Genomic DNA, 25,989 nt, shown 5'->3' on the forward strand with positions numbered 1-25,989 from the left:
CCACACGCGTTGGCTACCGTGCGGACAGGCCGTACGACCCCGCCGGCGACCCCCGCCGGCCCGAACGGCCTCCCCCGAGTCCGAGGCGCCCGCTCGCGCCACATGGATCCGGGGACCCACCGAGACCTGGGTGAAGAGCGGCCCGACTCCCTCGGGGAGAAAGGCCGCAGGGCGGCCTCCGCTCGCCCGCCCGACCCTCCCCCAGTGCCCGGACGGCCCTCGGGACCTCACCGCCGACGGCAGGCGGAGCTTTGGAAGGAGTCGCCTCCCTTGGCGTCGCAGCACGGCAGGCCACGCTCCGCGGGTTCGCGTATGGCGGGCATACGTCCCCCCGTCCTCGCCACCGCGGCCCTCACGTCCGTGGCCCTGCTCTCCCAGTCGGCGAACGCCGCTCCGTCGGCCGACGGCAGACCGAGTCTGGAGGAGGTCGAGAAGAAGGTCGGCGACCTCTACCGCCAGGCGGAGTCGGCCACCGAGAAGAGCAACAGCTCCGCCAAGGAGAAGACGACCAAGCCGCGCACGCGCGTGGACGGCCTCCTCGGCGTCGTCGCCCCCCAGCGCACGCGGAAGCCCGACGAAGCCCGTGAGGAACCCGGCTCACAGAGCGCCGCGCGGTACCGCACCGGCGTCTCCGCGCCCGACACCGCGACCTTCCCCTTCCCGGCCGCCCCGCAGGACCACGTCGGCCGGAACCGGTCGGCGGACCGGCCGACCGACCGCCGGCAGGGCGCGGTCGACGACTACGCCGCCGAGCAGTCGGCCATGCCGAAGACGCGCCAGGAGGCCGCCGAGGGCCGCGCGCCGCGCACCGACCCGCAGCACGGCCTGCGGATCGCCAAGGCCGCCGTCCAGAAGAAGCTCGGCGACGCGCGCGAGCTGCTGTCCCGGCTGACGGCCCAGGAGCAGGCGCGCCTCGCGGCGGTCGAACAGCAGAAGCAGGAAGTCGAACAGCAGAAGCTGCAAGAGGAGACCGCGCGCGCGGCGGCCGAGTTCGCCCGCCGGCAGGCGGCGGCCCGGCAGGCGGCGGACCAGGCCGCGGCGGAGCAGGCCGCAGAGCAGCTCGCGGCCCGGCAGGAGAGCGTCGGCGAGTCGTCGAACGCGGGACCGTCGGGCACGGAGCCGGTGGGCATGGGGCCGGTGGGCATGGGGCCGTCGGGCACAGGGCCGGTGGGCACGGCGTCGCCGGCCACCGCGCCGTCGGCTACCGCGGCGTCGGCTACCGCGGCGTCGGCTACCGCGGCGTCGGCTGGTACGGCGTCGGCGGGTACTGCGCCCTCGCCAGGTTCCGCCGCTGACGCGTCGTACGCCGTCAAGGCCGAGAAGGCCCTCGCCTTCGCCCGCGCGCAGATCGGGAAGCCGTACGTCTGGGGCGCGACCGGACCCGGGTCCTACGACTGCTCCGGCCTCGCCCAGGCCGCCTGGAAGGCCGCCGGGGTCACTCTGCCCCGCAGCACCCGCGACCAGGCGAACGCCGGCGTCACGGTCCCCCTCGCCGACGCCCGACCCGGCGACCTGGTCTTCTTCTACGACGACGTCAGCCACGTCGGCGTCTACATCGGCAACGGCATGATGATCCACTCTCCGAAGCCCGGCACCTACGTGCGCGAGGAGTCGGTCTTCTGCGACGGCGAGTCCGGCATCCACGGCGTGGTGCGCCCGGCCTGAGAGCGCCGGGCCGGCCGGACCGGGAAGCTCGGCGGCACCGCCCGGCGCCGGCCACACCCGCGGGGAAATCCCGTTGGCGGACCACGGCCGCCCCTGCTACTTTCCCGGAGGCCGTGCGAGAGAACGAGGAGGTGGTACCCGTGAACGCTGTATCGACATGGGTGCTCCCCTCCGGGGTCACGGTCGGGCGATAGGTCGTCCGGGAGCGCCGTTCACGCGCATTCCCGAAAGGCACGACCATGCGATTCACTTCCGAGCAGCGCCTCGACGACGGCGTCCTCGAGCGCGGGTTCACCCTCGGCGAGATCCCCGGCACCCTGTGGACGCCCGAGTCCGCCGCACCGGCCCCGCTGATCCTGATGGCCCACAACAACGGCCTGCCCAAGGCGGACCCCCGGCTGGTGGCCCGGGCCCGTTACACCGCGGCGCGCGGCTACGCGGTGGCCACCATCGACGCCGCCGGGTGCGGTGAACGGCCCCGGTCCGCCGCCGACGAGCAGGCCCGTGCCGACCTCCGGCGGGCCATGCAGGCGGGTGAGCCGGTCGACGAGATCTTCGAGTCCCTCATCGGCCCGCTGGTCGAAAGGGCCGTCCCGGAATGGCAGACCACTCTGGACGCCCTCCTCGAACTGCCCGGGATCGGCGGCCCGGTCGGGTACTCGGGAGGCTGGACCGCCCTCGGCATCCGGCTGGCCGTGGTCGAGCCGCGCATCGCGGCCGCCGGCTTCTTCGCCGGGGGGTATGTGCCCCGCGCCCAGCGCGAGGAGGCCCGGCAGGTCACCGTTCCGCTGCTGTTCCTGCTGCAGTGGGACGACGAGGGGAATCCCCGGCAACGTGCCCTGGACCTGTTCGACGCCTTCGGCAGCAAGGAGAAGACGCTGCACGCCAATCTGGGCGGGCACACCGGCACCCCGTCCTTCGAGCTGGAGGACGGATGCCGGTTCCTGGACCGCCACCTGAAGTGACGCCGGGCCGTCGGACGGGCTGCGCTCAGTAGCCCGCCGGTAGCCGGCACGGTCGCCCGCCGGCAGCCGGCAGCTGGCAGCCGGCAGGCGGTCGCCCGCCGGTCGCCGCGACGCCGTCGTCGAGGGCAGGTCCCGGGCCTCCTCGACGGCGGCGGCCGCCGGATGCAGTGCACGCGCGCGTGGCACACGCCGTGCGGCCCCAGAATCGCCATGCGGCCCCGAAGTCGCCGTGCGGTGTCCCGAAGTCGCCGTGCGGCCCCGGAATCTCCGTGCGGTGTCCCGAAGTCGCCGTGCGGCCCCGGAATCTCCGTGCGGTGTCCCGAAGTCGCCGTGCGGCCCCGGAATCGCCGAGCGGGGCGCGCCGCCCGACGTCCGACGCCACCCCGACCCATGCCCCCGCCCGTACCCATGCCCCCGCCCGTACCCGTACCCGCGCCCGTACCCGTGCCCGCAGGCCCTGCACCACGCACCACGCGCCGGGCGTTTTTGCGGGTACGCGCGCGTGGCCCGCTCACTCCGCGTGCCGTGCTCTCTAGCATCGGCCGCATGCCCGGCCTCTCCCCGCCCGCCTCGTCCTCCCCGCGCTACCGGCTCCGCGACTGGTGGACGCGCCGCCGGCCGGCGTCCGGGACCGCCGTCATGGCGACCGGCATCGTGTCGGTCGGTCTGCATCTCGCCGGGCACGAGGCGTTGTCCCTCGTCTGGCTGGCGATGGCGGGCGTCGCCTGGGTCGCGCTCGCCGCGGACTTCGCCGTCCGGCTGGTGCGGGAGCGCGAGCGGTGGCTGGCCGAGGCGCGCACCCCCGGGGCGCTGACCGCCGTCGCGGCGACGGCCGTGCTCGGCACGCAGATCTCCGCGCGCGGCCGGCAGACCCTCGCCGAGGCGCTGCTGGCGCTGGCCGCGGCCCTGTGGCCGGTGCTGTTCGTGACGGTCGGGCGGCGGTGGCGGCGGCGCATGCCCGGTGCGGTGTTCCTGGGCTGCGTGGCGACCCAGAGCCTCGCCGTGCTCGGCGCGGTGCTGGCGAGGGCCGAGGCGGCGGCCTGGCTCGCGCACACCGCGCTCGTGCTGTTCTGGCTCGGTCTCGTGCTGTACGGCGTCGCCCTGGCCCTCTTCGACTTCCGACAGCCGGCCGAGGGCGCAGGGGACCAGTGGGTGGCGGGCGGGGCGCTCGCCGTCTCCGCGCTCGCGGGCGCGAAGCTCCTCATGGCCGACGACGGCTCCCTGTACCTGTGGAACGCCGACGACACCGGCGTCCTGCGCGGGCTGACCGTCGCACTGCTGGTGCTCGACTACGTCTGGTACGCCGTCCTGCTGGCCGCCGAGGTGCGGTGGCCGCGGCCGCGCTACGACGAACGCCGGTGGGCGACCGTGTTCCCCATGGGCATGACTGCGGCGGCGACGCTGTCCGTCGCCGCCGCCGTCCCCCTCCCGGCGCTCGACGGGCCGGGCGAGGTACTGCTGTGGGTCGCCGTGGCTGCGTGGCTGGTCGTCGCCGCGGCGGCGGTGGGCTCGGCGCGGGCCGGCGTCAGGTCCAGAGCACCGCGATGAAGACGTTCGCCACGGTGAGCAGGCCCACCAGGGCGAACAGGGGCTTCTCCACCTTCTCGTCGTCGCGCTTCACATAGACGAGGCCGAGGATCACGATCAGCAGGGCCAGCTTCACACCGATCTTGACGTTGTTGACGCTCTGGTCGTCCGCCTGGTTGAGGCCGACCAGGATCACGCCCGTGACCAGCATCGTCGCCGCGCCGTGCAGCATGGCGGGGACGAAGCGGGCCGTGCCCCGGCCCATCGCCTTCATCTGCGTGAGGAAGCCACCGAGAAGCGCGGCGATGCCGATGATGTGCAGGCCGACGAAGAGGTGGATGAGTACGTCCATGAGGCCGGATGCTAATCAGCCCCGCACGGACTGTCCGACACCGCCCCCGGGTCTCCCCGCTCACGGCTCAGGTCTCCAGCTCCGCCTCCCCCTCTCGCGTCCGCGCCTCTGGCCTCCGCGCCTCCGCGCCTCTCACCTCCGCTCGATCTTGCATATATGCGCCATAGCACCCTGGCGCCCCCTCCGGTCCCGGAATCCCGCCTTCGGTCAGTGCGCCGCGCGAACCCGCCGTATCCGGCCGGTACAGCGGGGCACATACGGTCACCGGGCAGTCCGCTCGTGTCACTTCCGCACATCGCGTTACCCAAACGTCATCACCGGCCTAGCGTCCTTCCCCAGGTGACCGGCTCCCCACCGCCGCCCGGGCCAGGGGCGGCAGTCGGCCACCACCGCCGAGGAAGTCCGGCGGCGTGCCCGCTCCCCGTGCGGAACGTCGCCGGACGCGTCAGCCGCGGCCCGGGCCGTCCGTCCGCTCCCCCGACGGCCCGGGGACCGCCTGACACGGGTCGGCCGGCAGCCACGGGTCCCCCCGTTGGCCGCCCGGCGGGCCGGGCGGTCGACGAAAGGACGTGCAGTCCCACGTGGCAGCGCACCGCAAGCCCCGACAGCGCTCGCTCGGCGGCCGGACGGCCCGTACGGCCTTCACGCTCGCCCTCGCGGGCGTGGCGACGGCGACCGCCTTCGACGGGACCGGGCAGGCCGAACCGGAGCTGACTCCGGCCGAGGTCAAGGCGAAGGTGGCCAAGCTGTACCTGGAGGCGGAGGAAGCCACCGAGAAGTACAACGGCGTGAAGGAGCGGGCGACAGCCGCCGAGCAGCGCCTGAAGAACCTGCGGGACGAGGCGGCGCGCAAGGAGGAGAAGCTCAACTCGACCCGGGACGCGCTGGGTTCGATGGCCGCGGCGCAGTACCGTGACGGCGGCCTCGACCCTGCAGTGCAGTTGGCGCTCTCCGACGACCCGGACCGCTATCTCGACGGCGCCGCCTTCGCCGAACGGGCCGGCGACCGCCAGTCCGCAGCCGTCGCCCGGGTGCGCGGGCAGCTGCGCGAGATCGAGCAGCTGCGCGGCGCGGCGCGTGTCGAACTCACCGCGCTCCGGACGCGTCGGGCCGAGCTGCAGAAGCAGAAGGAGACGATCACGGGCAAGCTGGAAGCGGCACGCGGCCTGCTGGCACGGCTGACAGCGGCGGAGCGGTCCCGGATCGGCGAGGGGACGGGCGGCGGTGCCACGGGCGCACGCGCCTCACGCGGTGCGTCCGGCGCGCGCACGGACCTCGCGGCGCCGTCCGGCACCGCCGACGCCCCCAACTCCCGTGCGGCGGCGGCCGTCTCCTACGCCTACTCCAAGCTCGGCAGCCCCTATGTGTGGGGGGCCACCGGGCCGAACGCCTTCGACTGCTCGGGCCTCGTGCTGGCCGCCTACCGCTCCGCGGGGGTCTCCCTGCCCCGCACCACCTACGCCCAGATCGGCGTCGGGCAGCGGGTCTCGCGCTCCGAACTCCTCCCGGGCGACCTGGTGTTCTTCTACTCCGGCATCTCTCACGTCGGCCTCTACATCGGCGACGGCCAGATGATCCACGCACCGAACCCGTCGGCTCCGGTGCGCGTGGCGCCGATCGACCAGATGCCGTTCGCGGGCGCCGCGCGGGTGGTCTAGGCCGGAGAGACAGCCCGGGCCATGCGCCGAGGCCTCGCCCGTCTCCCGTGCGACGCCTCGCCGCCTCCCGTCCGACGCCTCGCCGCCTCCCGTCCGACGCCTGCCGTCAGACCAGGCGCCGTGCCGTGGCCCAGCGGGTCAGCTCGTGCCGGTTGGACAGCTGGAGCTTGCGCAGCACCGCCGAGACGTGCGACTCGACCGTCTTGACCGAGATGAAGAGCTGCTTGGCGATCTCCTTGTAGGCGTAGCCGCGGGCGATGAGCCGCAGCACCTCGCGTTCGCGCTGGGTGAGCCGGTCCAGGTCCTCGTCGACCGGAGGGGCGTCGGTCGAGGCGAAGGCGTCGAGGACGAACCCGGCGAGCCGCGGCGAGAAGACGGCGTCGCCCTCCTGCACCCGGAAGATCGAGTTCACCAGGTCGGTGCCGGTGATCGTCTTGGTGACATAGCCGCGGGCGCCTCCGCGGATCACCCCGATCACGTCCTCCGCCGCGTCCGACACGGACAGGGCGAGGAACCGTACGGGCCGCTCGGCGTCGCTCATCAAGGGGGCACAACGGCGGAGCACTTCGACGCCGCCGCCACCCGGCAGGTGCACGTCGAGGAGGACCACCTCGGGTCGGGTCGCCGTGATGACGGTGACCGCTTGGTCGACGTCCGCCGCCTCGCCGACGACCTCGACCCCGGTCTGTTCGGTCTGGCCGATCTCGGCCTGCACGCCCGTACGGAACATGCGGTGGTCGTCGACGAGGACCACGCGCACATGGCGCCCGCCCGTGCTGTCGCCAGGGGCCTGGGCCGGCTCGGCCGCCCCCGCTCCCGTCGTGCCGTTCGTGTCGGTCGGGTCGCTCATGATGTCTTCTCCGCCCTCTCCATCTCCAGCTCGACCTCCGTGCCGCCGCCCGGGACCGCCCGCAGCCGCGCCGTGCCGCCGTTGCGCTCCATGCGGCCGATGATCGATTCTCTGACGCCCATGCGGTCGGCGGGTATCGAGTCGAGGTCGAAGCCGGGTCCGCGGTCGCGGACGGACACGAAGACCGTCCTGCCCTCGACTTCGGCGAAGACCTGCACCGCGCCGCCGTCGCCACCGTACTTGGCCGCGTTCACCATCGCCTCGCGCGCGGCCTGCATCTGCGCGCCGACGCCGTCGTCGAGCGGGCAGTCGCCGACGACCACGACCTCGATGGGGACGCCGTGCTTGTCCTCGACCTCGGCCGCGTTGCGCCGGACCGCGTCGGCGACGGTGGTCGGCTCGTCGGCCTCCTCCTTGCCGGTGCCCTCGGGTTTGTAGAGCCAGGTGCGCAGGTCCCGCTCCTGTGCACGGGCGAGTCGGCGCACCTCACCGGCGTTCTCCGCGTTGCGCTGGATAAGCGTCAGGGTGTGCAGCACCGAGTCGTGGACGTGGGCGGCGACCTCCGCACGCTCCTGGGCTCGGATGCGCATGAGCCGCTCCTCGGACAGATCCTGGGTCATGCGGACCAGGTAGGGGCCGGCGAGCAGGGTGATGCCGACGATGACGGCGAGTGCCGCCTGCAGGACGGACCCGAGGTGGGCCGCGGAGCCCTGCAGCACGAACGTGCCGGAGACGCCGGCCGTGACCAGCAGGACGCCCGCGCCGGTGCGCAGCAGGGTGAGCGTGCGGCGTCTTCGGCCGACCTCGACCCAGCGGGCCCGGCGGGCGTTGTCCGCCTGGCGCCAGACGAGGGCGACGCCGGCGCCGACGAGGACGGCGGGCAGCAGATACGCCTTGGCGCCGCTGCCCAGGTTCACATTGCCCACGAACACCGTGGCGACGACGACCATGAGGAGCAGGGCGACGATCTGCCCCTTGTCCGGCTTGCGGGCGACGATTCTGCGGCGGCCGTCGGGCGCGGTCTCGGTGGCGACGAGGGACGGCGGCTTCTGGTCGCCGACGCCGCCGATCCCGAGCGGCACGAAGAACCAGAAGGCGGCGTAGAGCAGGGCGCCGAGACCGTCGGCCATGAACAGGCCTGCGAAGACCAGCCGCACCCACACGACGGGCAGCCCGAGATGCCCGGCGAGCCCCCGCGCCACGCCACCCAGCCAGCGTCCGTCGCTGCTGCGGTAGAGCTTGCGCGGCGGCCGCGGTTCGACGAGTGGCGCTGCTGCGGCTTCCGGCATGCCAACGATGGTCACACGGGCCGCGTGGCAGGGCATCAGGGTTCGCCCCCGAGACGCCCCTGATCTTCGACGCCGCCGCACGTCGAACGCCTCCCCCGCCCCGGCTCAGGGCCGATATCAGGGTCCGACCAGGGTCGTTCCGACTGCCGCGGGGGCCGCCCGACCGCCACCATGGAGTCATGACAGATCACCAGCACGCCGCGGACGCCGTGCCCGACGGGGGCGCCGCGTCCGACGCGGCCGCCTCGTCCCCCGGCGCCTCGGGCGCCGCAGGTGACGGCCCTCGCGCGCACGGAAAACAGGAGAACGCACACGAGAAGCAGGGGGCCGCGCACGGAAAGCGGGAGAGGGCAGGAGACGCCCACACCGCGCAGGACGGGTCCACGGACGAAGACGCGATGACGGCGGCGGAGGCGGCCCTCAAGGCGGCGACGGACGCAGCGGCGGCGTCCCGCGCCGAAGCGGGCGCCGGCGGCCGGGCGGCGGGAGCCGGCGGGAGAGCGGGAGGCCTTCCTCCCCGTTTCCGGCGGGAGCGCGAGCAGAAGGTGCTGGCCGGCGTGTGCGCGGGCCTCGGGCGTCAGTGCGACATGGACCCGGTGATCTTCCGCATCACGCTCGCCGTGCTCTCCGCGACCGGCGGCGTCGGCCTCATCTTCTACGGGTTCGCCTGGCTCTTCGTCCCCTACGCCGACGACGAGGAGAACGAGGTGCGCAAGCTCCTGACCGGCCGGGTGGACGGCCAGGCCCTCGCGGCCGTGCTGTTCGCGCTGGTCGGCTGCGGAGTGCTCCTGTCGATGCTGAAGAACGGCAGCGTGCTGGCCTTCGCCGTCGTCGTCTCCCTGCTGCTCGCGGGCGCCGGGTACTGGTCGCGGCACCGGGACTCCTTCGACCCCGACCCGCTGGCGGCGCAGGCCGTGGCCGACGCTCCGCCGGAGGCCAAGGCGCCGCCGGCGCCCACCGCCTACCCCTCGTGGTGGCGTGACCCCATAGTGAAGGACGGCACGCACGACGGCGGCACGGGCTACCTGTGGGGCCCCTGGGACGCCCGGGGCCGGGACATCACGTCGGCGATCGGCGTCGACCTCGTAGGACACGGACCCGGACCGGAGGCCATACGCACCCCGCGCGCACCCCACGCCGAACCGCGTGGGCCGCGTTGGATCGGCGGCTGGCTCTTCCTGCTCGCCCTGCTCGCAGGCGGCCTCGTCACCGGGCTCGCCTGGGACCACCACCCGCTCGGCACCAGCCTGCAGGCGGGTCTCGCGACAGCTCTGATCGTGCTCGGCTGTGGAATCGCGGTCAGCTCGTTCCTGGGACGGACGGGGGCCGGGTCGGTCTTCCTCGCGATCGTCACGGCGGGCCTGTTGGCCGGCGCGGCCGTCCTGCCGAAGGACATCGGCACGCACTGGTCGGACATCACCTGGCGCCCCATGACGGCGGCGGACGTACGGGCGGCCTATGACCTGGGCGCCGGAGAAGGCACGCTCGACCTCTCCGGGCTTGCGCCGGCCAAGGGAGAGACGGTGACCACCGAGGCCGAGGTGGGCGCGGGCCGACTGCGGGTGATCGTCCCGCCGGACGTGACGGTGAAGGTGCGGATCGACGTGGGGCTGGGAGACGTCCAGCTGCCCGGCGACGACGAGAAGGACGTGGACGTGGAGCCGGGCAAGCACAAGGAAGTGACTCTGCCGCCGGCCTCGGGCACGGCGGCGAAGGGCACCATCGATCTCGACCTCAGGGTCGGAGTGGGACAGGCGGAGGTGGCCCGTGCTGCGTCATGACTTCAGGCCCGGAAGGCTGGTGGCGGGCGCCGCGTTCGTCCTCGCCGGGGTTCTCTTCGCGGGGGATGCGGGCGGCCTGTGGCAGACGCCGTGGTTCGTGCTGATCCCGCTCGTCACGGGCGGTCTCTGTCTGGCGGGCGCCGCCGGTGTGGCGGCCCGGAGCATACGCAGGCGACGCGGCTCGTCGCCCCGCACCGGCCGGACCGGGTCCGGACCGACCGCGTCCGGCCCGAACACCACGTCGCGCTGACCGCCGCCCCCCCCCTGTCCGGACGTCCGGCCCCGTGCACGCGACTGCGACTGCACCGTGACCTTCCGGGCCCCCGGGACCCCAGGAGCCCCGGGGCCTGGACCGGCCCCGGCCCGGGTGGGCGGCGCGGGCTAGGCCAGGCCGCCCGTCCGCCGCCGTCGCCTGGAGTGCCAGGCGGCGTCGAGGGAGAGCACCGGGGCGCCCGCGAGGACGAGAGGCAGCCAGGCCATGAGGTACGGGAGGTCGTTGCCGTAGTAGTACGGCTCGGCGGCCCAGCTGACCGTCAGCCACAGGCTGAGCGAGATCAGCGCGCCGCCCAGCGCGGCGAGCCGGGTGAGGATGCCCAGCAGGGCGCCGATGCCGACGGCGAGTTCGCCGAAGGCCATCGCGTAGCCGAAGCCGACCGGGCTCTTCAGGGCCATGTCGACCAGAGCCGGGATGGCGGAGGAGTCACGGACGGCGCGCATGGTCTCGCCGATCGAGCCGGCGCCGCTGTCCTTCAGGAAGGCGCTGTCGGTCAGCTTGTCGAGACCGGCGTAGATGAAGGTGACCCCGAGGAAGACGCGCAGGGGAAGGAGGGCGTACCGGGTGGCGGTGTCCCGCCAGCCACGGCCTCCGCCGTCGAGATGAGGAGGGTAAGCGTCCGTCCGCATGCTGTGAGTCATCGCCCGTAGCCGCCTCTCGCCCGCAGTGGTGGACCCCTCAACAGACCATACGTACGACATGGGGGGTGCGCTCAAGTGCTTGCACGGGTACGGGGGCCCGGCGGTTCACTCCGGCGGGGCCGTTCACTCGGTGACGTCGATCGTGTACCGGTTCGTCTCCACGCCCGCCGCCGTGACGACCTGGACCTCGGCCCGCCCCGGTTCCACGTCCGCCGGGACGGGAACGGTGAGGACGGCGTCGGTCGGGTTGCTGAACCCGCCCGTGACAGGCACCAGCGGGACGTGGACGTGGACGGGTCCGATGCGGACGACCATGCGGGAGAGCCGGTCGGCGGTCTGGGCTCCGGGCGGCACGAAGCCGGCGCCGCGGATCTCGATGTCGTCGCCGGTGCGGATCGGCGCGTCGAGGTCGCCGGCCTCGCGGGAGCGGACGACGGAGAGGATGACGGGGCGGCCGCCCTCGGCGTACTTGCCGGCGAGGTAGGTCGCCGCCGAGATCAGCACCACGACGGCGAGCCCCCAGGGCAGGTCGGGCAGCTGGTCGGGGCGGCGGGCCAGGCGGACGCCCGCGAAGACGAGGACGACGCCGCCGATGACCGCGTACTGGATGTCGGCGAAGGCCCCGCGGCCGAAGTCGTCGGTCAGCAGGTCGGCGGCGCGCGGGCGGTGGGCCCGGACCTTCTGCAGCCGCTGGGCGAGGACGCGCAGGCCCACCACGCGGCGCACCAGCACGGCGATCCCGCAGACCACGGCGAGGACGGTCACGGTGCCGGCGCCGCGGGCGAGGTCGAGTCCGGCGATCAGCGCGTCGCGTTCGGCGGGGCTGGAGGCGGCGGCGAGCCGGCCGGCCAGCACCAGCACGGCGTAGGCCACGAGCAGCACCCAGGCGGCGGCGACCGCGCGGGAGGTGGAGAGGCGGTTGTCCTCGCCGATCACGGGGGCGAGCGCACCGCCGCGCGCCCGGTGGAACCAGGACGCCGCCGTGAGCGCGCCGGCGACGACGAGCGCGGCGAGGAGTCCTGCGGTGCGGGCGGCGGTCCAGCCCGCACCGACGGCGGTCAGGGACTGGACCAGCAGCAGCACGACGACCGCCGCCCACACGGTGACCGTGGTGCGCAGCCACAGACGGCCCAGCCAGGCCTCGCCCTCGGCGCGCCCGCGTTCGGCGACGAACTCGGCGGACAGCGTCAGTTCCTCGGAGACCCATTGGCGGGAGGCGGAGACGGAGTGGGCGACGGCGGCCGGCAGGCCCTGGCCGGCCGCGAACCCGTCGCGTTTCAGCAGGAACGCGGCGACCGCGCGCCGGTGTCCCTCACGTGCCCCGTGCGGGCAGTCTCCGCAGGTGCAGCCGCCGTCGTGGCCGCCCGCTCCCGGTCCGGGGCTCGCGCCCTGTCTCGCCTCCTGCACCGCCACGTCCGACGCCCGCCTTCCCCGCGACCCGATCGGATGGCGGTCCTCTAGGGACCCTGAACGGGCCGGGCCGCCACCCTGTGAACAACTCCCCTGTGATGCCGTCGAATTGTGCCCTACGGCACACCCTCTGTGTCCGCCAGGTCTGGTCAGCGGGGGTGAAGTGCGAAGGGCAGTGTTGACCCGACTGCGAGAATTCCCGTATGGCCGAGATCATCCAGCGTGACGGGACCTGGGCCTTCGACGGCACGACGGTCCGGATCACGCCGGGGCTGCACCGCTCCGTGCCGCTGTTCCGGCAGACGTACGGGGAGATCGCCGTGCCTCTGGAGGCCGTCGCCGGGATCGTCTACGAGCCCGAACGCAAGCGCGGGCGGCTGCGGATGCGGCTGCGCGAGGGAGCGGACCCGCTGCTGCAGGCGACCGGCGGGCGGCTGCCCGACGCGGCCGATCCCTACCGGCTCACCGTGGACGTGGATCGCTCCGGCGTCGCCGAGTACCTCGCCGAGGAGATCCGGCACGCGCTGCTGCTGGACCAGATCCCGGGCGAGCCGACCGCGGCCTATCTCCTGCCCGGCCCGCCCGTCCCGGTCTCCGTGCGGTCCTCCGACGGCATCGTGTCCTTCGACGGCGTCCAGGTGCGCGTCGACTGGGCGCAGACCTCGGACCGGGTGAAGCGGGCGACCGGGCCCCGGGTGCTCGACGTCGGGGACGTGGTGCAGGTGGAGTGGCTGCCCAACTCCGGTTTCGAGGACGGCTTCCTGCGGTTCGTGACCCGCGAGACGGTGCACTCGAAGCTGCCGGCCGAGAAGGACCCGTACGCCCTCGACCTGTGGGGCAACGTGAGCCGCGACCTGCTGACGGCGCTGGTCGCGACGGCGGTCACCGCGCGGTTGCCGCATCCCTCCGCACGCGCCCACCCGGAGCCCGCCGACGAGGCCGGGGAGGGGCCCGGACACGCGCACGGTCGGCGGGGAGCGGACCGCGGACGGTGGCTCACGGCGTCCGTCCCGCCGCCGGCCGACCATCACGACGTGCTGCTGCGCCGGCTGCGCGAGCTGGGCGAGCTGCACCGGGACGGTGTGCTGACCGACGAGGAGTTCGCGCGGACGAAGGCCTTGGTGCTGCGGGGCTTCTGAAGCCCGGGCCGGGGTCCGGTCAGCTCAGCAGGTCGGGCTGGCTGCGGCTGATCTCCTGCCACAGCGGCTGGTAGTTGATCCACGCCACCAGGTCGCCGCCGAGCTGCTCCCGGGTCGCGACCGCCGCCCGGTGGTCGATCAGGACGGGACGGCCCGCGGCCTTCGCCGTCAGCTGGACCTGACTGGAGCGTTCCATCGACAGGAACCACCAGGCGGCGGCGTCGACGGAGTCGCCGACCGTCAGCAGTCCGTGGTTGCGCAGCACGAGCGCCTTGCGGGAGCCGAGCGCGGCCGCGATGCGCCGGCCCTCCTCCGCGTCGACGGCCACCCCGGTGTAGGCGTCGTAGAGGGCGTGGTCCTCGTAGAACGCGCAGCTCTCCTGGGTGATGGGGTCGAGGAGTTCGCCGAGGGCGGCGAGGGCGCGGCCGTGCACGGAATGGCAGTGCGCGACGGCCACGACGTCGGGCCGTGCCGCGTGCACCTGGGCGTGCACGGTGAAGGCGGCCTGGTTGACGTGGTAGCGCCCCTCGACGACCTGCCCGTCCTGGTTGGTCAGCACCAGGTCACTGACCGTGACGTGCTGGAAGGGCATCCCGAAGGGGTTGACCCAGAAACAGTCGTCGAACTCGGGGTCGCGGGCGGTGATGTGCCCGGAGACGCCGTCCTCGAAGCCGAGCCGTCCGAACAGGCGCACCGCGCCCGCCAGCCGTTCCTTGCGGTGCAGGCGCTCGTCCTCCACCGAGTCGTGCATCGGCGGCATCGCGAACTGCAGCCGGTCGGTGGGCAGGGGAGCAGGCGGCGTGGGCCCGTGCATCGGTCCTCCAGCACTGGGTTGCTTTACGACGCGGAAGTTACCGTCGGTCAGCGCAAAAGGGCAGAGCCGTTATACAAAGATGACGAATTCCGTCACGATCGGTGCACGTCTTGAGCATCTCCGACCGCCTCCCCGACCGGCGAGAAACACGGACACAAGGTGTCGGGTATCGGGGCCACACTCGCCGTATGACCGAGATCCCCGCCGAGATCCCCACCGAGACCCCCATGACAGCGAGCTGGGCGGCCTTCGCCGCGGCCGAACCGGAGCTGGCGAAGGTAGCCGAGGAACGCTTCGCGGCCTTCACGCACCACGTCCTCGCGACGCTCCGCAAGGACGGCTCGCCCCGCACCAGCGGCCTCGAGGTCCGATTCACCGGCGGTGAGCTGTGGCTCGGCATGATGCCGGACTCGCTCAAGGCACGGGACCTGCACCGCGACCCCCGCTTCAGCCTCCAGGCCAACCCGGGCGAGGGGACGGGGCTGGGCGGCGGCGACGTCCGGATCGCCGGCCGGGCGGTCGAGGTGGACGACCCGGAGACCAAAGGGGCGTACGTGAAAGAGGTGGAACCGCCGCAGCCGTTCCACCTCTTCCGCACCGAGCTGACGGAGGTCGTGCGGACCTACATCGAGGACGACACGTATCTGGTCGCCCAGATCTGGAAGCCCGGAGAGCCGGTGCGCACGCTCAGGCGGACCTGAACTCCATGAGGCCTGAACCCCGTGAAGGAGGTCACTCCCACTCGATGGTGCCCGGCGGCTTCGAGGTGACGTCGACGACGACGCGGTTGACGTCGCTCACCTCGTTGGTGATCCGGGTGGAGATCTTCGCGAGGACGTCGTACGGCAGCCGCGACCAGTCGGCCGTCATGGCGTCCTCGGAGGAGACCGGGCGCAGGACGATCGGGTGGCCGTAGGTGCGGCCGTCGCCCTGGACGCCGACGCTGCGGACGTCCGCGAGGAGGACCACCGGGCACTGCCAGATGTCCCGGTCGAGACCGGCGGCCGTCAGCTCCTCGCGGGCGATGGCGTCGGCGTCGCGCAGCAGGTCCAGGCGCTCCTTGGTGACCTCGCCGACGATCCGGATGCCGAGGCCGGGGCCGGGGAACGGCTGGCGCTGGACGATCTCCTCGGGCAGGCCGAGCTCCTGGCCGACCATGCGGACCTCGTCCTTGAACAGCTTGCGCAGCGGCTCGACGAGCTGGAACTCGAGGTCCTCGGGGAGCCCGCCCACGTTGTGGTGGGACTTGATGTTGGCGGTGCCGGTGCCGCCGCCGGACTCCACGACGTCCGGGTAGAGCGTGCCCTGGACGAGGAACTCCACGGCCGGGCCCTCGTCCGCGATGATCTCGGCCTGGGCCTGCTCGAAGACGCGGATGAACTCGCGCCCGATGATCTTCCGCTTCTCCTCGGGGTCCGAGACGCCCTTGAGCGCGGTGAGGAACCGCTCTTCCGCGTCCACGACCTTCAGCTGGACGCCGGTCGCGGCCACGAAGTCCTTCTCGACCTGCTCGGTCTCGCCCTTGCGCATCAGACCGTGGTCGACGTAGACGCAGGTCAGCTGGGAGCCGATGGCCTTCTGGACGAGGGCCGCGGCGACCGCGGAGTCCACGCCGCCGGACAGGCCGCAGATGGCGCGCCTGTCGCCGACCTGCTCGCGGATCGCCTCGACCTGCTCCTCGATGACGTTGCCGGTGGTCCAGTCCGGGCTCAGGCCCGCGCCCCGGTAGAGGAAGTGCTCCAGCACCTGCTGGCCGTGCGTGGAGTGCATGACCTCGGGGTGGTACTGGACGCCGTAGAGCTTCTTCTCGTCGTTCTCGAAGGCGGCGACCGGGACGACGTCCGTGGAGGCGCTGACGACGAAGCCCTCGGGCGCGGCGGAGCAGGCGTCTCCGTGCGACATCCACACGGCCTGCTCGGCCGGGGTGCCCTCGAAGAGGGTGGAGGAGGCGCGGGAGACGTGCAGCTCGGTGCGGCCGTACTCACGGGCGCCCGAGTTGTCGACGGTGCCGCCGAGGGTCTGCGCCATCAGCTGGAAGCCGTAGCACATGCCGAAGACGGGGACACCGGCCTCGAAGAGCGCGCGGTCGACGGTCGGGGCGCCCTCCTCGTACACGGACGAGGGGCCGCCGGAGAGGACGATCGCCGCCGGGTTCTTGGCGAGCATCTCCTCCACCGGCATGCTGCTCGGCACGATCTCGCTGTAGACCCGCGCCTCGCGGACTCGACGGGCGATGAGCTGGGCGTACTGCGCACCGAAGTCGACGACCAGGACGGTGTCGGGGGCGGCGGCAGTAGGAGTCGCTGATGACACGGGGGCCTTCCGGCGGTGGGGCGGGGTCTCTGTGTCATCCGATTCTACCGAGGCGGGCGCGGGGAGCGGTCCCGGCGGCGGATCCGGCGGTCGACCCGGCGGCGGACCGGCGAACGACCGGCGGCGACCGGACGCCGGGACCTCCGCCGCGTCTCAGGATGCGAACCGTATTGGAGCGCGTCCGGCGACGCTGCATACTGGCCGCATGCTCACGCACCCGACCTTCCTGTTTACCTATGGCGACCGGCCCACCGGCTGCCATGGTCGTGCTGCTTGAGCAACTGACGAGCGACTTCCCAGGCGCCCCGGGCCGACAAGGTCCGGGGCGCCTGGTGTTTTCCGGATCCTGCCGAACCGGGGCCCCGTTTCCCACGAGGAGCCCCGACATGACCGCCACCGCCACCAGCGCTGCCGCCACCGCCGCCGAGAAGACCGGCGCCCGCACGACCGAGGCAGCCGGCGTGATCACCGGCGCCCGGGAGCGCATCGACGCGCTCGACGACCGGATCATCGGACTGATCCAGGAACGGATGGCCGTCTCGGCCGTCATCCAGGAGGCCCGCATCACCTCCGGCGGACGGCGGGTGAACCTCTCCCGCGAGATGGAGGTCCTCGGGCACTACAGTGACGCGCTCGGCAAGCCCGGCACGTCGCTGGCTATGACGCTGCTGGAACTGTGCCGGGGCCGCGTCTGAGGCCGCGCGGCGGATGAAGTCGCGCGGCGGCGGCCCGAGGTCGCGCGCCAGTTCGGGCGTCCTCTCACCCGTACGGCGCGTGACCGCCGCCCGGGGTGCTTCGTTGGTCCCCGTGTCCGCGCCAGCCAGGGGCGGGCCCGGAAGAACCACGCGTGGCTCGCTGGGGCGAGAGGCGTACGGATCGCGTTCGTGCGCCGTGGGACCTCGCTCCGGAAAGTGACCGGACGGCAGGGGACAGCAGCCCGGTCACCCAAGAGAACGGCCGGCCTCGGGGACGCCCGGGGCCGACCGGCGGAAACTGCAAAAATGCACAAGGCTGGGTCAAACGGTTGCGGAGGCCGCGCTCATCCAGCACGATGCGAGAAAGCCCCGAACAGGCTCAAGTCCCCCTCGGGCAACCGCCTCACGTGCGCTGTTGCCCTCCTTGACCACCAGAGGTCCAGACCAGCGGCGCAACCCCCCGGCGCCGCTCCCAGGCACCGGCGCTGCCCTGACGCCGGTGCTGACAGTAAAGAAGGGCCCCGCGGATCCGTCCCGCGGGGCCCTTCGTCATTGCCGGAAGCCCCGCCCGACGGAGGGGGCGGCTTCCGTGTCGCGCGTCACATAAAGAACCTGTGAGTTCAGGACAACTGTTTCCGGCCTTGATCGGTCACACGTATCGAGCCAAGGCCACTCCCACACCCCCATGCGGAAGGCCTCCACCACCAGATCCACGAGGTCTTCATGAATCTCCGCCGCACGATGGTCACCGTGGCCGCGACCGCCGTCATCGCGCCGCTCGCGCTGCTGTCGGCGCCCGCCGCCTTCGCGGAGGAGGGCGGCACGTCCTCCTCCCCGAGCGCGTCCTCCTCGGAGACCGGCGCCTCCTCGCCGTCCGCCTCGGCCTCGGACGGCCAGAGCGCGTCCGGCACCCCGACCGACGCCTCGTCGGCTTCGTCGTCCCCGTCGGACGGCCAGAAGGCCTCCGGCTCTCCGTCCGGCTCCTCCTCGCCCTCCTCCTCCGGCTCGGGGAAGGCCACCGCGAGCGCGTCGGCCACCGCGAGCGGGGACGGGTTCGACCCGTACCAGGACTGCGACTCCTTCAACCTGGACGAGAAGCTGTCGGCGCAGGTCAAGGGCCTGCCGAGCAAGATCGTCGCCGGTTCCGGCTGGCACGGCTTCACGTTCGTCGTCGACAACGACTCCGACCGCGACCTGAAGAACGTGTACATCGACGCGTTCCTCGAGTACGGCGACGAAGCGACCGACGCGTTCCTGTCCGAGGGCCTCGCCGTCATCCAGGTCAAGGAGGACGGCAAGTGGACCGACAGCTTCCAGGACTCCTTCGAGGACGAGCACGGCAAGACGGTCAACGTCACGGGATCCTTCGTCGGGCTGCTCGACACGCTGGAGAAGCACTCCTCCGCGAGCCTCGAACTGCGGGTGAAGGTCAAGGCCTCCGCCCCTGCGGGCTCCTCGTTCGCGCTGAGCGAGGCCATCTACGCCGGTGAGGGTTCCGCCTGCTACGGCAACGGCGACTACTACGACGTCCGGATCCTCGCCGCCGGCGCGGACGCGGGCGACTCCGGCGACGCCAAGCCCAACGGCGACAAGCCCACCTCCGGCGCCAAGCCCCAGGGCGGCGCCAAGCCGATCAGCGGCAGCCTCGCCGAGACCGGCTCCGACTCCACGCTTGCGGTGATCGGCCTGGTCGGCGGGGTCGCCGTGCTGGCCGGCGCCGGCGCGGTGTTCACGGCCCGTCGCCGCAAGGTCGGCATGCACGCGTAACGCACATCGGGACACGACGAAGGGACCTGCGCTCGGAGGGGGGCGCAGGTCCCTTCGTCGCATGGGCAGTCCGGTCACCACCGGGCGATGAGCGGGGTGTCCGGTCCGTGCCGCCGCCAGGCTTCGGTGAGGCGGACGAGGCGGGCAGGGACGGCGATGCCGCGCACGGTTGCGATCCTGCCGTCGGTGAGGCCGAAGGTCACGGCCCCGACGACCTGGGGGTTGAGGAACATCGGAACGAAATCCGGCGCTGAGCCTCCGTCGCCCCTGGTGGACGGCTGACGGGGCGTCGGCGGGCGGACCGGTCCGAAGTCAACCCACGGATAACACCCCAATATCTGCGGTAGCGTGATCCGTCACCTGCGGTGACGTTCTACGGCCACTGCGTGAAGCGGCCCCTGTTATCTGTGGCAAGGGGAAAGTGGCCCACCGTCGTACAGCTGCCGAGCGGGAAGGCACTGACTGTCCGGGCGGCGGCAGACGTGTTCCTCGACTCGCTCGGCAACCCAAACACGGTCCGGAACTATGGGATCGGAGCGGGGAAGACAGCCGAACGGCTCGGCGAGGCTCGGCCGCCGGCGTCTGTGGCTGCCGATGAGATCGGCGAGGCCCTGGAACTGCTGTGGGACACCGCGGCGGTGAACACCTGGAACGCCCGTCGGGCGGCGGTCCTGTCCTGGCTCGGCTGGTGCCGAGAGCGCGGCTACCTGCTGGACGAGCACACCACGGTGCGTGGTCCCGGAACGGGCTGGGACCTGCACGAGTACCGACACTCCGCCGTGACTCACCTCGGTGAGCAGGGCGCCTCGCCGCTGATGCTCATGGCCAAGTCCCGGCACAAGAAGCCGGAGAACCTCCGCCGCTACTTCAAGCCCTCGGACGAGCCAATCGCCGAAGTCACCAGCCTGCTCGCACCCGGCGACGCCCGGCGTTGATCCAGCCAGTCAGCTGGGACGCCGGCCCTCACACGCGGTGGGGGCTGGGCGAGGATCGCCGCCTTTGGCGACCACACCTCGAATGTCGACCTCGCGTCGTGGGCCCCGATGCGGGAGGGCTTTGTCCGTTCACAACGGACGGCAAAAAGCAAAGGCAAGGAGGTTACCTACTCCTTGCCACTCTCAACTTATAGCGCACGGGGGGCCTTGCGGCAAGGCCCGGGTTGTGGCGCAGAATCGTCGGCCGAGGCCAGAACTTGGGGAAATCAGGGATTCGCGAATTACGTGCGCCTTTATCGACTGTGGCTTCTGCGGGATGGAAACCGCCGGTGGGACTCGCGGTGTGGTGGCGGGCACGCGGCGCGGAGGTCCGGGTGTGCGCGCCGCCGGACCGAGTAGAGCAGCTGGCCGAAATGCAACCATTTTGAATGGGGTTTCATGATTGATGTGATCGTTGCCGGCGGCGGACCGACCGGCTTGATGCTGGCCAGCGAGTTGCGGCTGCACGGCGTGCATGCGCTCGTGCTGGAGAAGGACGCGGAGCCGACCAGGATCGTCCGCTCGCTCGGTCTGCACGCGCGCAGCGTCGAGGTGATGGACCAGCGAGGTCTGCTGGAGCGGTTCCTCGCGCTCGGTAAGCAGCACCCGGTCGGTGGTTTCTTCGCCGCCATTGACAAGCCGGCGCCGGACCAGATGGACACCGCACACCCGTACGCCCTCGGCATCCCGCAAACCACCACCGATCGCCTGCTTGTCGAGCACGCCACCGAACTCGGCGTCGAGATCCGGCGCGGCTGCGAACTCGTCGGGCTGAGCCAGGACGAACACGGGGTGACCGCCGAACTTGCCGACGGCACGCGACTGCGCTCGCGCTACCTCGTCGGTTGTGACGGCGGCCGCAGCGCGGTGCGCAAGCTGCTCGGCGTCGGCTTCCCCGGCGAGCCCTCCAGGGTCGAGACGCTGCTGGGCGAGGTGGAGGTGACCGCGCCACCGGACACGCTGAACGCCGTGATAGCTGAAGTCCGCAAGACCCACAAGCGGTTCGGCGCCATGCCCCTCGGGGACGGGGTGTACCGCGTCGTCGCGCCCGCCGAAGGGGTGGCCGAGGACCGCACGGTCCCGCCGACCCTGGACGAGCTGAAGCGGCAGGTGCGGAAGCTCGCCGGCACCGACTTCGGCGTGCACTCACCGCGATGGCTCTCCCGCTTCGGCGACGCCACCCGGCTGGCCGAGCGCTACCGGACCGGCCGGGTGCTGCTGGCCGGCGACGCGGCGCACATCCACCCGCCGACCGGCGGGCAGGGGCTCAACCTCGGCATCCAGGACGCGTTCAACCTGGGCTGGAAGCTGGCCGCCGAGGTCAACGGCTGGGCACCGGAGGGACTGCTGGACAGCTACCACACCGAACGGCACCCGGTGGCCGCCGATGTGCTGGACAACACCCGCGCGCAGATGGAGCTGATGTCCGTCGAGCCGGGTCCCCGAGCAGTGCGCCGGCTGGTGTCGGAACTGATGGACTTCGAGGAGGTGAACCGGCACCTGATGGAGAAGATCACGGCGATCGGGGTCCGCTACGACTTCGGCGAGGGGCACGAACTGCTCGGCCGACGACTGCGGGACGTGGGGCTGAAGCGTGGTCGCCTCTACGAGCTGATGCACGGCGGCCGCGGGCTGCTGCTCGACCAGACCGGCCGCCTCTCGGTGGCAGGCTGGGCAGATCGAGTCGACCACGTCGCCGACATCAGCAAGGAACTGGACGCGCCCGCGGTGCTGCTGCGGCCGGACGGCCACGTGGCGTGGGTTGGTGACGATCAGCAGGATCTGCTCGACCGGCTTCCCCAGTGGTTCGGCGCTGCGGCCAGCTGAGCGCGCATTCGGGGCACGAAAGCCCACCGGGCCTGCCCGGACTGACCGGGTACGCAAAGCTGTCGCTCGTGAGGAGACGCTGTACCCGCTCCAGGCCACTGACCAGTACTGACGCGGAGATGGAGTGGGAGGCGGCTAAGAGGCCGGTCACTCGTCCTCGGCGGCATCCGGGTCGCGCAGAGGCCGCGTTCCGCCGGGTAGCTCCGGCAGCTGGAAGGAGTAGCGGCCGAGCATGTCGGCGAGCTGTGGAGCCTCGATCTCGCGGCCGGCCGCGAGCTGGTGCAGCCGCAACCGCTGGACGAAGTCCGGCTCGGCGTTGACCACGGTGATCTCGGCGTCCGCCGGGGACAGCCGACGGGCCAGGGTCCCGGTCACGTACGCCCCGGCGTAACCGGCGCCGAGGATGACGATGCGGTGCTTCATGTGATGCGCTCCTGTCGGTTCGGGTGCTCCCGGTGACTTGAGCGGAACAGCGACCCGATCACTGACAGGAACCACATGTGGTGTAGGTCACGTGATGACGGAAGCGCCGGGCGCGGGCCCGGGGTGGTCCTACTGCCGGGGCGGGACCGTCGGCATCCCGAGGAACGGCAGGCGCAGCGCGCCGAAGGCGTCCGCCGGCACCGCCGGGCTGATGGGCTCCACCGGCTCCAGCCGTTCGTACGCCGCGCCCTGCGCCGGCCGCGGGTCCGTCTCGCCCTTGTTCGGCCAGAACGACATCGCGCGCTCCGCCTGGGCGGTGATGGTGAGCGAGGGATTCACGCCCAGGTTCGCCGAGACGGCGGCGCCGTCGACGACCGAGATCCCGGGGTGGCCGTACAGCCGGTGGTACGGGTCGATGACGCCGCTCTCGCGGGAGTCGCCGATCGGGCAGCCGCCGAGGAAGTGGGCGGTGAGCGGGGTGCCCATCAGCTCTCCGACGTTGGAACCGGCGAAGCCGTTGATGTCGGCGGCGATCGCGGAGGCGGCCTCGGAAGCGGCCCTGATCTGCTTGGGGTTGGGGGCGCCGTGTCCTTGACGCGCCGTCAGCAGCCCTCTGCCGACGCCGGACGGCTTGAGATACGTCGTCAGCGAGTTGTCCAGCGACTGCATCACCAGGCCGATGATGGTCCGCTCCGACCAGCGGCGGTTGGACAGCGAGCGCAGGACCAGCAGCGGGTGGCGGGCCGCGTTCGTCAGCCAGCCGGCCACCCTGGAGGAGCCTTCCGCGTACGGCACCTGAAGGATCGACAGCCCGCCCATCGAGTTGGAGCCCTTGCCGTAGCGGACCGGCTCGATGTGGGTGTCGGCGTCCGGGTGGACGGACGAGGTGATGGCGACGCCGCGCGTGAAGTCGACCTTCGGCGCGCCGGTCGCCTTGCGGTAGCGGCGGTCGTCGGTCTGCGCGCCGACCAGCGCCTCCGAGTTGGTACGGGTCAGCTCGCCCAACCGGTCCGAGAGGTAGGGCAGTTGACGGTTGGCCTTCATCCGGTGCAGCAGGGTCTGGGTGCCGTAGGTGCCGGCGGCGAGGACGACCCGGCGGGCCTTGAAGACCCGGCTCTTCGCCTTCGCCCTGCCCCTGCGGCGCTCGTCGGTGGGGAGGGTGGCCACCGCGTACCCGCCCTGCGAGTCGTCGGTGACGGAGACCACCGTCGTCAGGGGGTGCACGACGGCGCCCGCCCGCTCGGCGAGGTGCAGGTAGTTCTCGTTCAGGGTGTTCTTCGCGCCGTGCCGGCAGCCGGTCATGCACTCGCCGCACTCGGTGCAGGCCTTGCGGGAAGGGCCGGCGCCGCCGAAGTAGGGGTCGTCGACCTGCTCGCCCGGCTTCGCCTTCGCCGTGCCGTCGGCGTCCTCGCCGTCGCCGAAGAACACGCCGACGGGCGCCATGTGGAAGGTGTCGCCGACGCCCATCCGCTCGGCGGCCGCCTTCAGATGCACGTCGGAGGGGGTCGTCGTCGGGTTGAGGCGTACGCCGAGCATGCGCCGGGCCTGGTCGTAGTACGGCCGCAGCTCTTCCTGCCAGTCGGTGATGCCACGCCACTGGGGGTCGTCGAAGAACGGCTTCGGCGGCACGTAGAGCGTGTTGGCGTAGTTGAGGGAGCCGCCGCCCACGCCCGCGCCGGCCAGCACCATGACGTTGCCCAGCAGGTGGATGCGCTGGATGCCGTACATGCCGAGCTTCGGGGCCCACAGGTAGTTCTTCAGGTCCCAGGAGTTCCTGGGGAGCGACTCCCGGGTGAATCGGCGGCCGGCCTCCAGGACGCCTACGCGGTACCCCTTCTCCGTGAGACGCAGGGCGGTCACGGAACCGCCGAAGCCGGATCCGACGACGATGACGTCGTAGTCGTAGGCGTCCTGGGACACGTGCTCTCCTCGTCGAGAACGGGTGGGGGCGGTCGCTTCACCCGGGGCGTCACCCGGGGCACGCACTAGCGCAGCCGGAGTGCCTTCATCACCTTCAGGCTGGTGCTCATGAACGCCGCGTACTTCTCGTCGTCCATGCCGAGTGCCGGCGCCATCGGCAGCAGGCGCTGCTGGGCCACCGTCTGCGCCTCCGTGTACTTGAGGATGCCCTCGGAGCCGTGCCGGCGGCCGAGGCCGGAGTCCTTCATGCCGCCCATCGGCGACTGGACGCTGCCGTAGGCGGCGGCGTAGCCCTCATTGACGTTCACGGTGCCGGCCCGCACGCGGGAGGCGACCTCCCGGCCGCGGCGGCCGTCCTTCGTCCACACCGACGAGTTCAGGCCGTACGGGGTGGAGTTGGCGTGCTCGATCGCCTCGTCGTCGGTCTTGAAGCGGTAGATCGAGACGACCGGGCCGAAGGTCTCCTCGGTGCAGACGGACATGGGCTCCGTGACACCGTCGAGGATGGTCGGCTCGAAGAAGTACGGGCCCACGTCGGGGCGGGCGACGCCGCCGGCGACGACCGTGGCGCCCTTGGCGACGGCCTCCTCGACATGCCGGGTCACGGTCTCCAGCTGACGCTCGCCGACCAGCGAGCCCATGTCGGCGCCGTAGGCCAGGGAGGTGCCGAGGCGCATGGCCCGGGTGCGGGCGGCGAAGCGCTCGACGAAGGCGTCCGCGATCGACTCGTGGACGTACAGCCGCTCGATCGAGATGCAGAGCTGGCCGGCCGAGGAGAAGCAGGCGCGCACCGCGCCTGCCGCCGCCTTCTCGATGTCGGCGTCCTCCAGCACCAGCATGGCGTTCTTGCCGCCGAGTTCGAGGGAGACGCCGATCAGCCGGGCTGCGGCGCCCTGTGCGACCTCGCGGCCGGTGCGGGTCGAGCCGGTGAAGGACACGTAGTCGGCGTGCCGGACGACCTCGGGGCCGACGACGGGCCCCTCGCCCAGGACGACCTGGAAGACGTCCGCGGGCAGACCGGCCTCGACGAGCAGGTCACGGGCCCACAGCGCGGTCAGGCAGGTCTCCGTGTCCGGCTTCATGACGACCGCGTTGCCCGCGACGAACGCCGGCAGCGCGTCGCCGACCGACAGCTCCAGCGGGTAGTTCCAGGGGGCGATCTGACCCACGACACCGCGCGGGTGGCGCAGCTCGGTGACCTTGGTGAGGGTCGGCATGGCGCCGGCGTGCCGCTTGGGGCGCAGGTAGAAGGGGGCCTTGCGGCCGTAGTGGCGGGCGGCGACCGCGACGGCCTGCACCTCCTCGTGGGCGTGCAGACGGGCCTTGCCGGTCTCCAGCTGGATGAGGTCGAGCACCTCGGCCTGGCGCTCCAGCACCAGGTCGTGGAAGCGGAGCAGGACTGCGGCGCGTTCGCGGACCGGCGTCTTCGCCCACACCGCCTGGGCGGCACGGGCGGCCTCGTAGGCCTTGAGGACGTCCTCGGGGGTGGACTCGGGCAGGTCGGCGAGCTTCTCACCGGTGAACGGCGTGTGGTTGGCCGTGCGGCCGGAGCCGGTCACCCCCTTGGTGAGCTGGGCCACCAGCTCGGGGGTCACCACGTCGGCGGCGGTGCGGACGCCGATGGGAGCGGGGGCGAGGGGGTTGGTGCCAGTCGTTTCCGGCGTCTGTTCCGAAGTCTTCTCCGGGGCCTGCGAGTCCGTCATGA

At 72.3% G+C, this 25,989-nt stretch carries 22 protein-coding genes and 1 pseudogene; 12 read left to right on the forward strand and 11 right to left on the reverse strand.

Annotation, left to right across the window (positions count from 1 at the left end; all coding sequences use genetic code 11):
- Positions 1-312 precede the first annotated feature (312 nt).
- The 3 genes from OHS82_RS17370 to OHS82_RS17380 all read left to right on the forward strand — a co-directional run bounded on the left by OHS82_RS17370 (position 313) and on the right by OHS82_RS17380 (position 4,178).
- Positions 313-1,665 (forward strand): C40 family peptidase, encoded by a 1,353-nt coding sequence (locus OHS82_RS17370; protein ID WP_328434123.1) that lies wholly within the window; start codon positions 313-315, stop codon positions 1,663-1,665.
- A gap of 239 nt (positions 1,666-1,904) precedes the next feature.
- On the forward strand, positions 1,905-2,630 hold the full coding sequence (locus tag OHS82_RS17375) for a dienelactone hydrolase family protein (protein WP_057584609.1): 726 nt from the start codon (positions 1,905-1,907) through the stop codon (positions 2,628-2,630).
- Between the two features lie 546 nt (positions 2,631-3,176).
- Entirely contained in the window at positions 3,177-4,178 is a 1,002-nt protein-coding gene (locus tag OHS82_RS17380; RefSeq protein ID WP_057584610.1) for a tellurite resistance/C4-dicarboxylate transporter family protein, read from the forward strand.
- Here the strand turns inward: OHS82_RS17380 and OHS82_RS17385 are convergent.
- A complete protein-coding gene (locus OHS82_RS17385; protein WP_057584611.1) occupies positions 4,156-4,509 on the reverse strand; it encodes a hypothetical protein in 354 nt (117 codons plus the stop codon). The two genes, OHS82_RS17380 and OHS82_RS17385, sit on opposite strands and share 23 nt — an antisense overlap.
- Positions 4,510-5,090: 581 nt before the next feature.
- On the opposite strand from OHS82_RS17385, the gene OHS82_RS17390 reads away from it, so the two are divergent.
- On the forward strand, positions 5,091-6,167 hold the full coding sequence (locus OHS82_RS17390; RefSeq protein ID WP_057584775.1) for a C40 family peptidase: 1,077 nt from the start codon (positions 5,091-5,093) through the stop codon (positions 6,165-6,167).
- A gap of 106 nt (positions 6,168-6,273) precedes the next feature.
- Here the strand turns inward: OHS82_RS17390 and OHS82_RS17395 are convergent, their stop codons facing one another.
- The gene (locus OHS82_RS17395; protein WP_057584612.1) at positions 6,274-7,017 is read right to left on the reverse strand and encodes a LuxR C-terminal-related transcriptional regulator; all 744 of its coding nucleotides are present in this window, start codon (positions 7,015-7,017) and stop codon (positions 6,274-6,276) included.
- The gene (locus OHS82_RS17400; protein ID WP_199863992.1) at positions 7,014-8,306 is read right to left on the reverse strand and encodes an ATP-binding protein; all 1,293 of its coding nucleotides are present in this window, start codon (positions 8,304-8,306) and stop codon (positions 7,014-7,016) included. The genes OHS82_RS17395 and OHS82_RS17400 overlap by 4 nt, the downstream gene beginning before the upstream one ends.
- A gap of 179 nt (positions 8,307-8,485) precedes the next feature.
- Here OHS82_RS17400 and OHS82_RS17405 point away from each other — a divergent pair, with 179 nt between their 5' ends.
- Positions 8,486-10,087 (forward strand): PspC domain-containing protein, encoded by a 1,602-nt coding sequence (locus OHS82_RS17405; protein WP_328434124.1) that lies wholly within the window; start codon positions 8,486-8,488, stop codon positions 10,085-10,087.
- Entirely contained in the window at positions 10,074-10,337 is a 264-nt protein-coding gene (locus OHS82_RS17410) for a hypothetical protein (protein WP_057584613.1), read from the forward strand. Before OHS82_RS17405 ends, OHS82_RS17410 begins: the two co-directional genes overlap by 14 nt.
- Positions 10,338-10,468: 131 nt before the next feature.
- On the opposite strand, the gene OHS82_RS17415 is transcribed toward OHS82_RS17410, so the two are convergent.
- Both OHS82_RS17415 and OHS82_RS17420 read right to left on the reverse strand, forming a co-directional pair.
- On the reverse strand, positions 10,469-11,002 hold the full coding sequence (locus OHS82_RS17415; protein WP_057584614.1) for a DoxX family protein: 534 nt from the start codon (positions 11,000-11,002) through the stop codon (positions 10,469-10,471).
- Positions 11,003-11,125: 123 nt separating this feature from the next.
- The gene (locus tag OHS82_RS17420; protein WP_328434125.1) at positions 11,126-12,415 is read right to left on the reverse strand and encodes a hypothetical protein; all 1,290 of its coding nucleotides are present in this window, start codon (positions 12,413-12,415) and stop codon (positions 11,126-11,128) included.
- 200 nt (positions 12,416-12,615) lie between these two features.
- Here OHS82_RS17420 and OHS82_RS17425 point away from each other — a divergent pair, with 200 nt between their 5' ends.
- Positions 12,616-13,551, forward strand: a complete 936-nt coding sequence (locus OHS82_RS17425) for a DUF4429 domain-containing protein (RefSeq protein WP_328434126.1) — start codon at positions 12,616-12,618, stop codon at positions 13,549-13,551.
- A gap of 19 nt (positions 13,552-13,570) precedes the next feature.
- On the opposite strand, the gene OHS82_RS17430 is transcribed toward OHS82_RS17425, so the two are convergent.
- A complete protein-coding gene (locus tag OHS82_RS17430) occupies positions 13,571-14,365 on the reverse strand; it encodes a class II aldolase/adducin family protein (RefSeq protein WP_057584617.1) in 795 nt (264 codons plus the stop codon).
- 227 nt (positions 14,366-14,592) lie between these two features.
- Between OHS82_RS17430 and OHS82_RS17435 the strand changes: the two genes are divergently transcribed.
- Entirely contained in the window at positions 14,593-15,066 is a 474-nt protein-coding gene (locus tag OHS82_RS17435; RefSeq protein ID WP_057584778.1) for a pyridoxamine 5'-phosphate oxidase family protein, read from the forward strand.
- Positions 15,067-15,097: 31 nt separating this feature from the next.
- Here OHS82_RS17435 and guaA read toward each other — a convergent pair whose 3' ends face one another.
- Positions 15,098-16,678, reverse strand: a complete 1,581-nt coding sequence (gene guaA, locus OHS82_RS17440) for a glutamine-hydrolyzing GMP synthase (RefSeq protein WP_328434127.1) — start codon at positions 16,676-16,678, stop codon at positions 15,098-15,100.
- Between the two features lie 386 nt (positions 16,679-17,064).
- On the opposite strand from guaA, the gene OHS82_RS17445 reads away from it, so the two are divergent.
- Positions 17,065-17,373 (forward strand): chorismate mutase, encoded by a 309-nt coding sequence (locus OHS82_RS17445; RefSeq protein ID WP_057584619.1) that lies wholly within the window; start codon positions 17,065-17,067, stop codon positions 17,371-17,373.
- 723 nt (positions 17,374-18,096) lie between these two features.
- Positions 18,097-19,140, forward strand: a complete 1,044-nt coding sequence (locus OHS82_RS17450; protein WP_057584620.1) for an LPXTG cell wall anchor domain-containing protein — start codon at positions 18,097-18,099, stop codon at positions 19,138-19,140.
- 74 nt (positions 19,141-19,214) lie between these two features.
- On the opposite strand, the gene OHS82_RS17455 is transcribed toward OHS82_RS17450, so the two are convergent.
- Complete coding sequence (locus OHS82_RS17455) at positions 19,215-19,373, reverse strand: hypothetical protein (RefSeq protein ID WP_242433445.1); 159 nt, start codon at positions 19,371-19,373, stop codon at positions 19,215-19,217.
- Positions 19,374-19,547: 174 nt separating this feature from the next.
- On the opposite strand from OHS82_RS17455, the gene OHS82_RS17460 reads away from it, so the two are divergent.
- A complete protein-coding gene (locus tag OHS82_RS17460) occupies positions 19,548-20,075 on the forward strand; it encodes a hypothetical protein (protein WP_063894349.1) in 528 nt (175 codons plus the stop codon).
- A gap of 438 nt (positions 20,076-20,513) precedes the next feature.
- Complete coding sequence (rox, locus tag OHS82_RS17465) at positions 20,514-21,941, forward strand: rifampin monooxygenase (RefSeq protein ID WP_057584621.1); 1,428 nt, start codon at positions 20,514-20,516, stop codon at positions 21,939-21,941.
- Between the two features lie 231 nt (positions 21,942-22,172).
- On the opposite strand, the pseudogene OHS82_RS17470 reads toward rox, so the two are convergent.
- The 3 genes and pseudogenes from OHS82_RS17470 to OHS82_RS17480 form a co-directional block, all read right to left on the reverse strand.
- A pseudogene (locus tag OHS82_RS17470) lies at positions 22,173-22,364 on the reverse strand (oxidoreductase); the annotation flags it as partial.
- Between the two features lie 129 nt (positions 22,365-22,493).
- The gene (locus OHS82_RS17475; protein ID WP_057584623.1) at positions 22,494-24,284 is read right to left on the reverse strand and encodes a GMC family oxidoreductase N-terminal domain-containing protein; all 1,791 of its coding nucleotides are present in this window, start codon (positions 24,282-24,284) and stop codon (positions 22,494-22,496) included.
- Between the two features lie 65 nt (positions 24,285-24,349).
- Positions 24,350-25,987: a succinic semialdehyde dehydrogenase gene (locus tag OHS82_RS17480; protein ID WP_057584624.1), complete on the reverse strand. Its 1,638-nt coding sequence runs from the start codon at positions 25,985-25,987 to the stop codon at positions 24,350-24,352.
- Between the last annotated feature and the right edge of the window lie 2 nt (positions 25,988-25,989).

The organism is Streptomyces sp. NBC_00425, assembly GCF_036030735.1.
In the GTDB taxonomy this organism is placed as follows: Bacteria; Actinomycetota; Actinomycetes; order Streptomycetales; family Streptomycetaceae; genus Streptomyces.

Excerpts from the sequence above, each read along its gene's own strand:
- OHS82_RS17370 (WP_328434123.1), top strand. The coding sequence starts at position 313 with ATGGCGGGCATACGTCCCCCCGTCCTCGCCACCGCGGCCCTCACGTCC.
- OHS82_RS17375 (WP_057584609.1), top strand. The coding sequence starts at position 1,905 with ATGCGATTCACTTCCGAGCAGCGCCTCGACGACGGCGTCCTCGAGCGC.
- OHS82_RS17380 (WP_057584610.1), top strand. The coding sequence starts at position 3,177 with ATGCCCGGCCTCTCCCCGCCCGCCTCGTCCTCCCCGCGCTACCGGCTC.
- OHS82_RS17385 (WP_057584611.1), bottom strand. The coding sequence starts at position 4,509 with ATGGACGTACTCATCCACCTCTTCGTCGGCCTGCACATCATCGGCATC.
- OHS82_RS17395 (WP_057584612.1), bottom strand. The coding sequence starts at position 7,017 with ATGAGCGACCCGACCGACACGAACGGCACGACGGGAGCGGGGGCGGCC.
- OHS82_RS17400 (WP_199863992.1), bottom strand. The coding sequence starts at position 8,306 with ATGCCGGAAGCCGCAGCAGCGCCACTCGTCGAACCGCGGCCGCCGCGC.
- OHS82_RS17405 (WP_328434124.1), top strand. The coding sequence starts at position 8,486 with ATGACAGATCACCAGCACGCCGCGGACGCCGTGCCCGACGGGGGCGCC.
- OHS82_RS17415 (WP_057584614.1), bottom strand. The coding sequence starts at position 11,002 with ATGACTCACAGCATGCGGACGGACGCTTACCCTCCTCATCTCGACGGC.
- OHS82_RS17425 (WP_328434126.1), top strand. The coding sequence starts at position 12,616 with ATGGCCGAGATCATCCAGCGTGACGGGACCTGGGCCTTCGACGGCACG.
- OHS82_RS17430 (WP_057584617.1), bottom strand. The coding sequence starts at position 14,365 with ATGCACGGGCCCACGCCGCCTGCTCCCCTGCCCACCGACCGGCTGCAG.
- OHS82_RS17435 (WP_057584778.1), top strand. The coding sequence starts at position 14,593 with ATGACAGCGAGCTGGGCGGCCTTCGCCGCGGCCGAACCGGAGCTGGCG.
- OHS82_RS17445 (WP_057584619.1), top strand. The coding sequence starts at position 17,065 with ATGACCGCCACCGCCACCAGCGCTGCCGCCACCGCCGCCGAGAAGACC.
- OHS82_RS17450 (WP_057584620.1), top strand. The coding sequence starts at position 18,097 with ATGAATCTCCGCCGCACGATGGTCACCGTGGCCGCGACCGCCGTCATC.
- OHS82_RS17455 (WP_242433445.1), bottom strand. The coding sequence starts at position 19,373 with ATGTTCCTCAACCCCCAGGTCGTCGGGGCCGTGACCTTCGGCCTCACC.
- rox (WP_057584621.1), top strand. The coding sequence starts at position 20,514 with ATGATTGATGTGATCGTTGCCGGCGGCGGACCGACCGGCTTGATGCTG.
- OHS82_RS17480 (WP_057584624.1), bottom strand. The coding sequence starts at position 25,987 with ATGACGGACTCGCAGGCCCCGGAGAAGACTTCGGAACAGACGCCGGAA.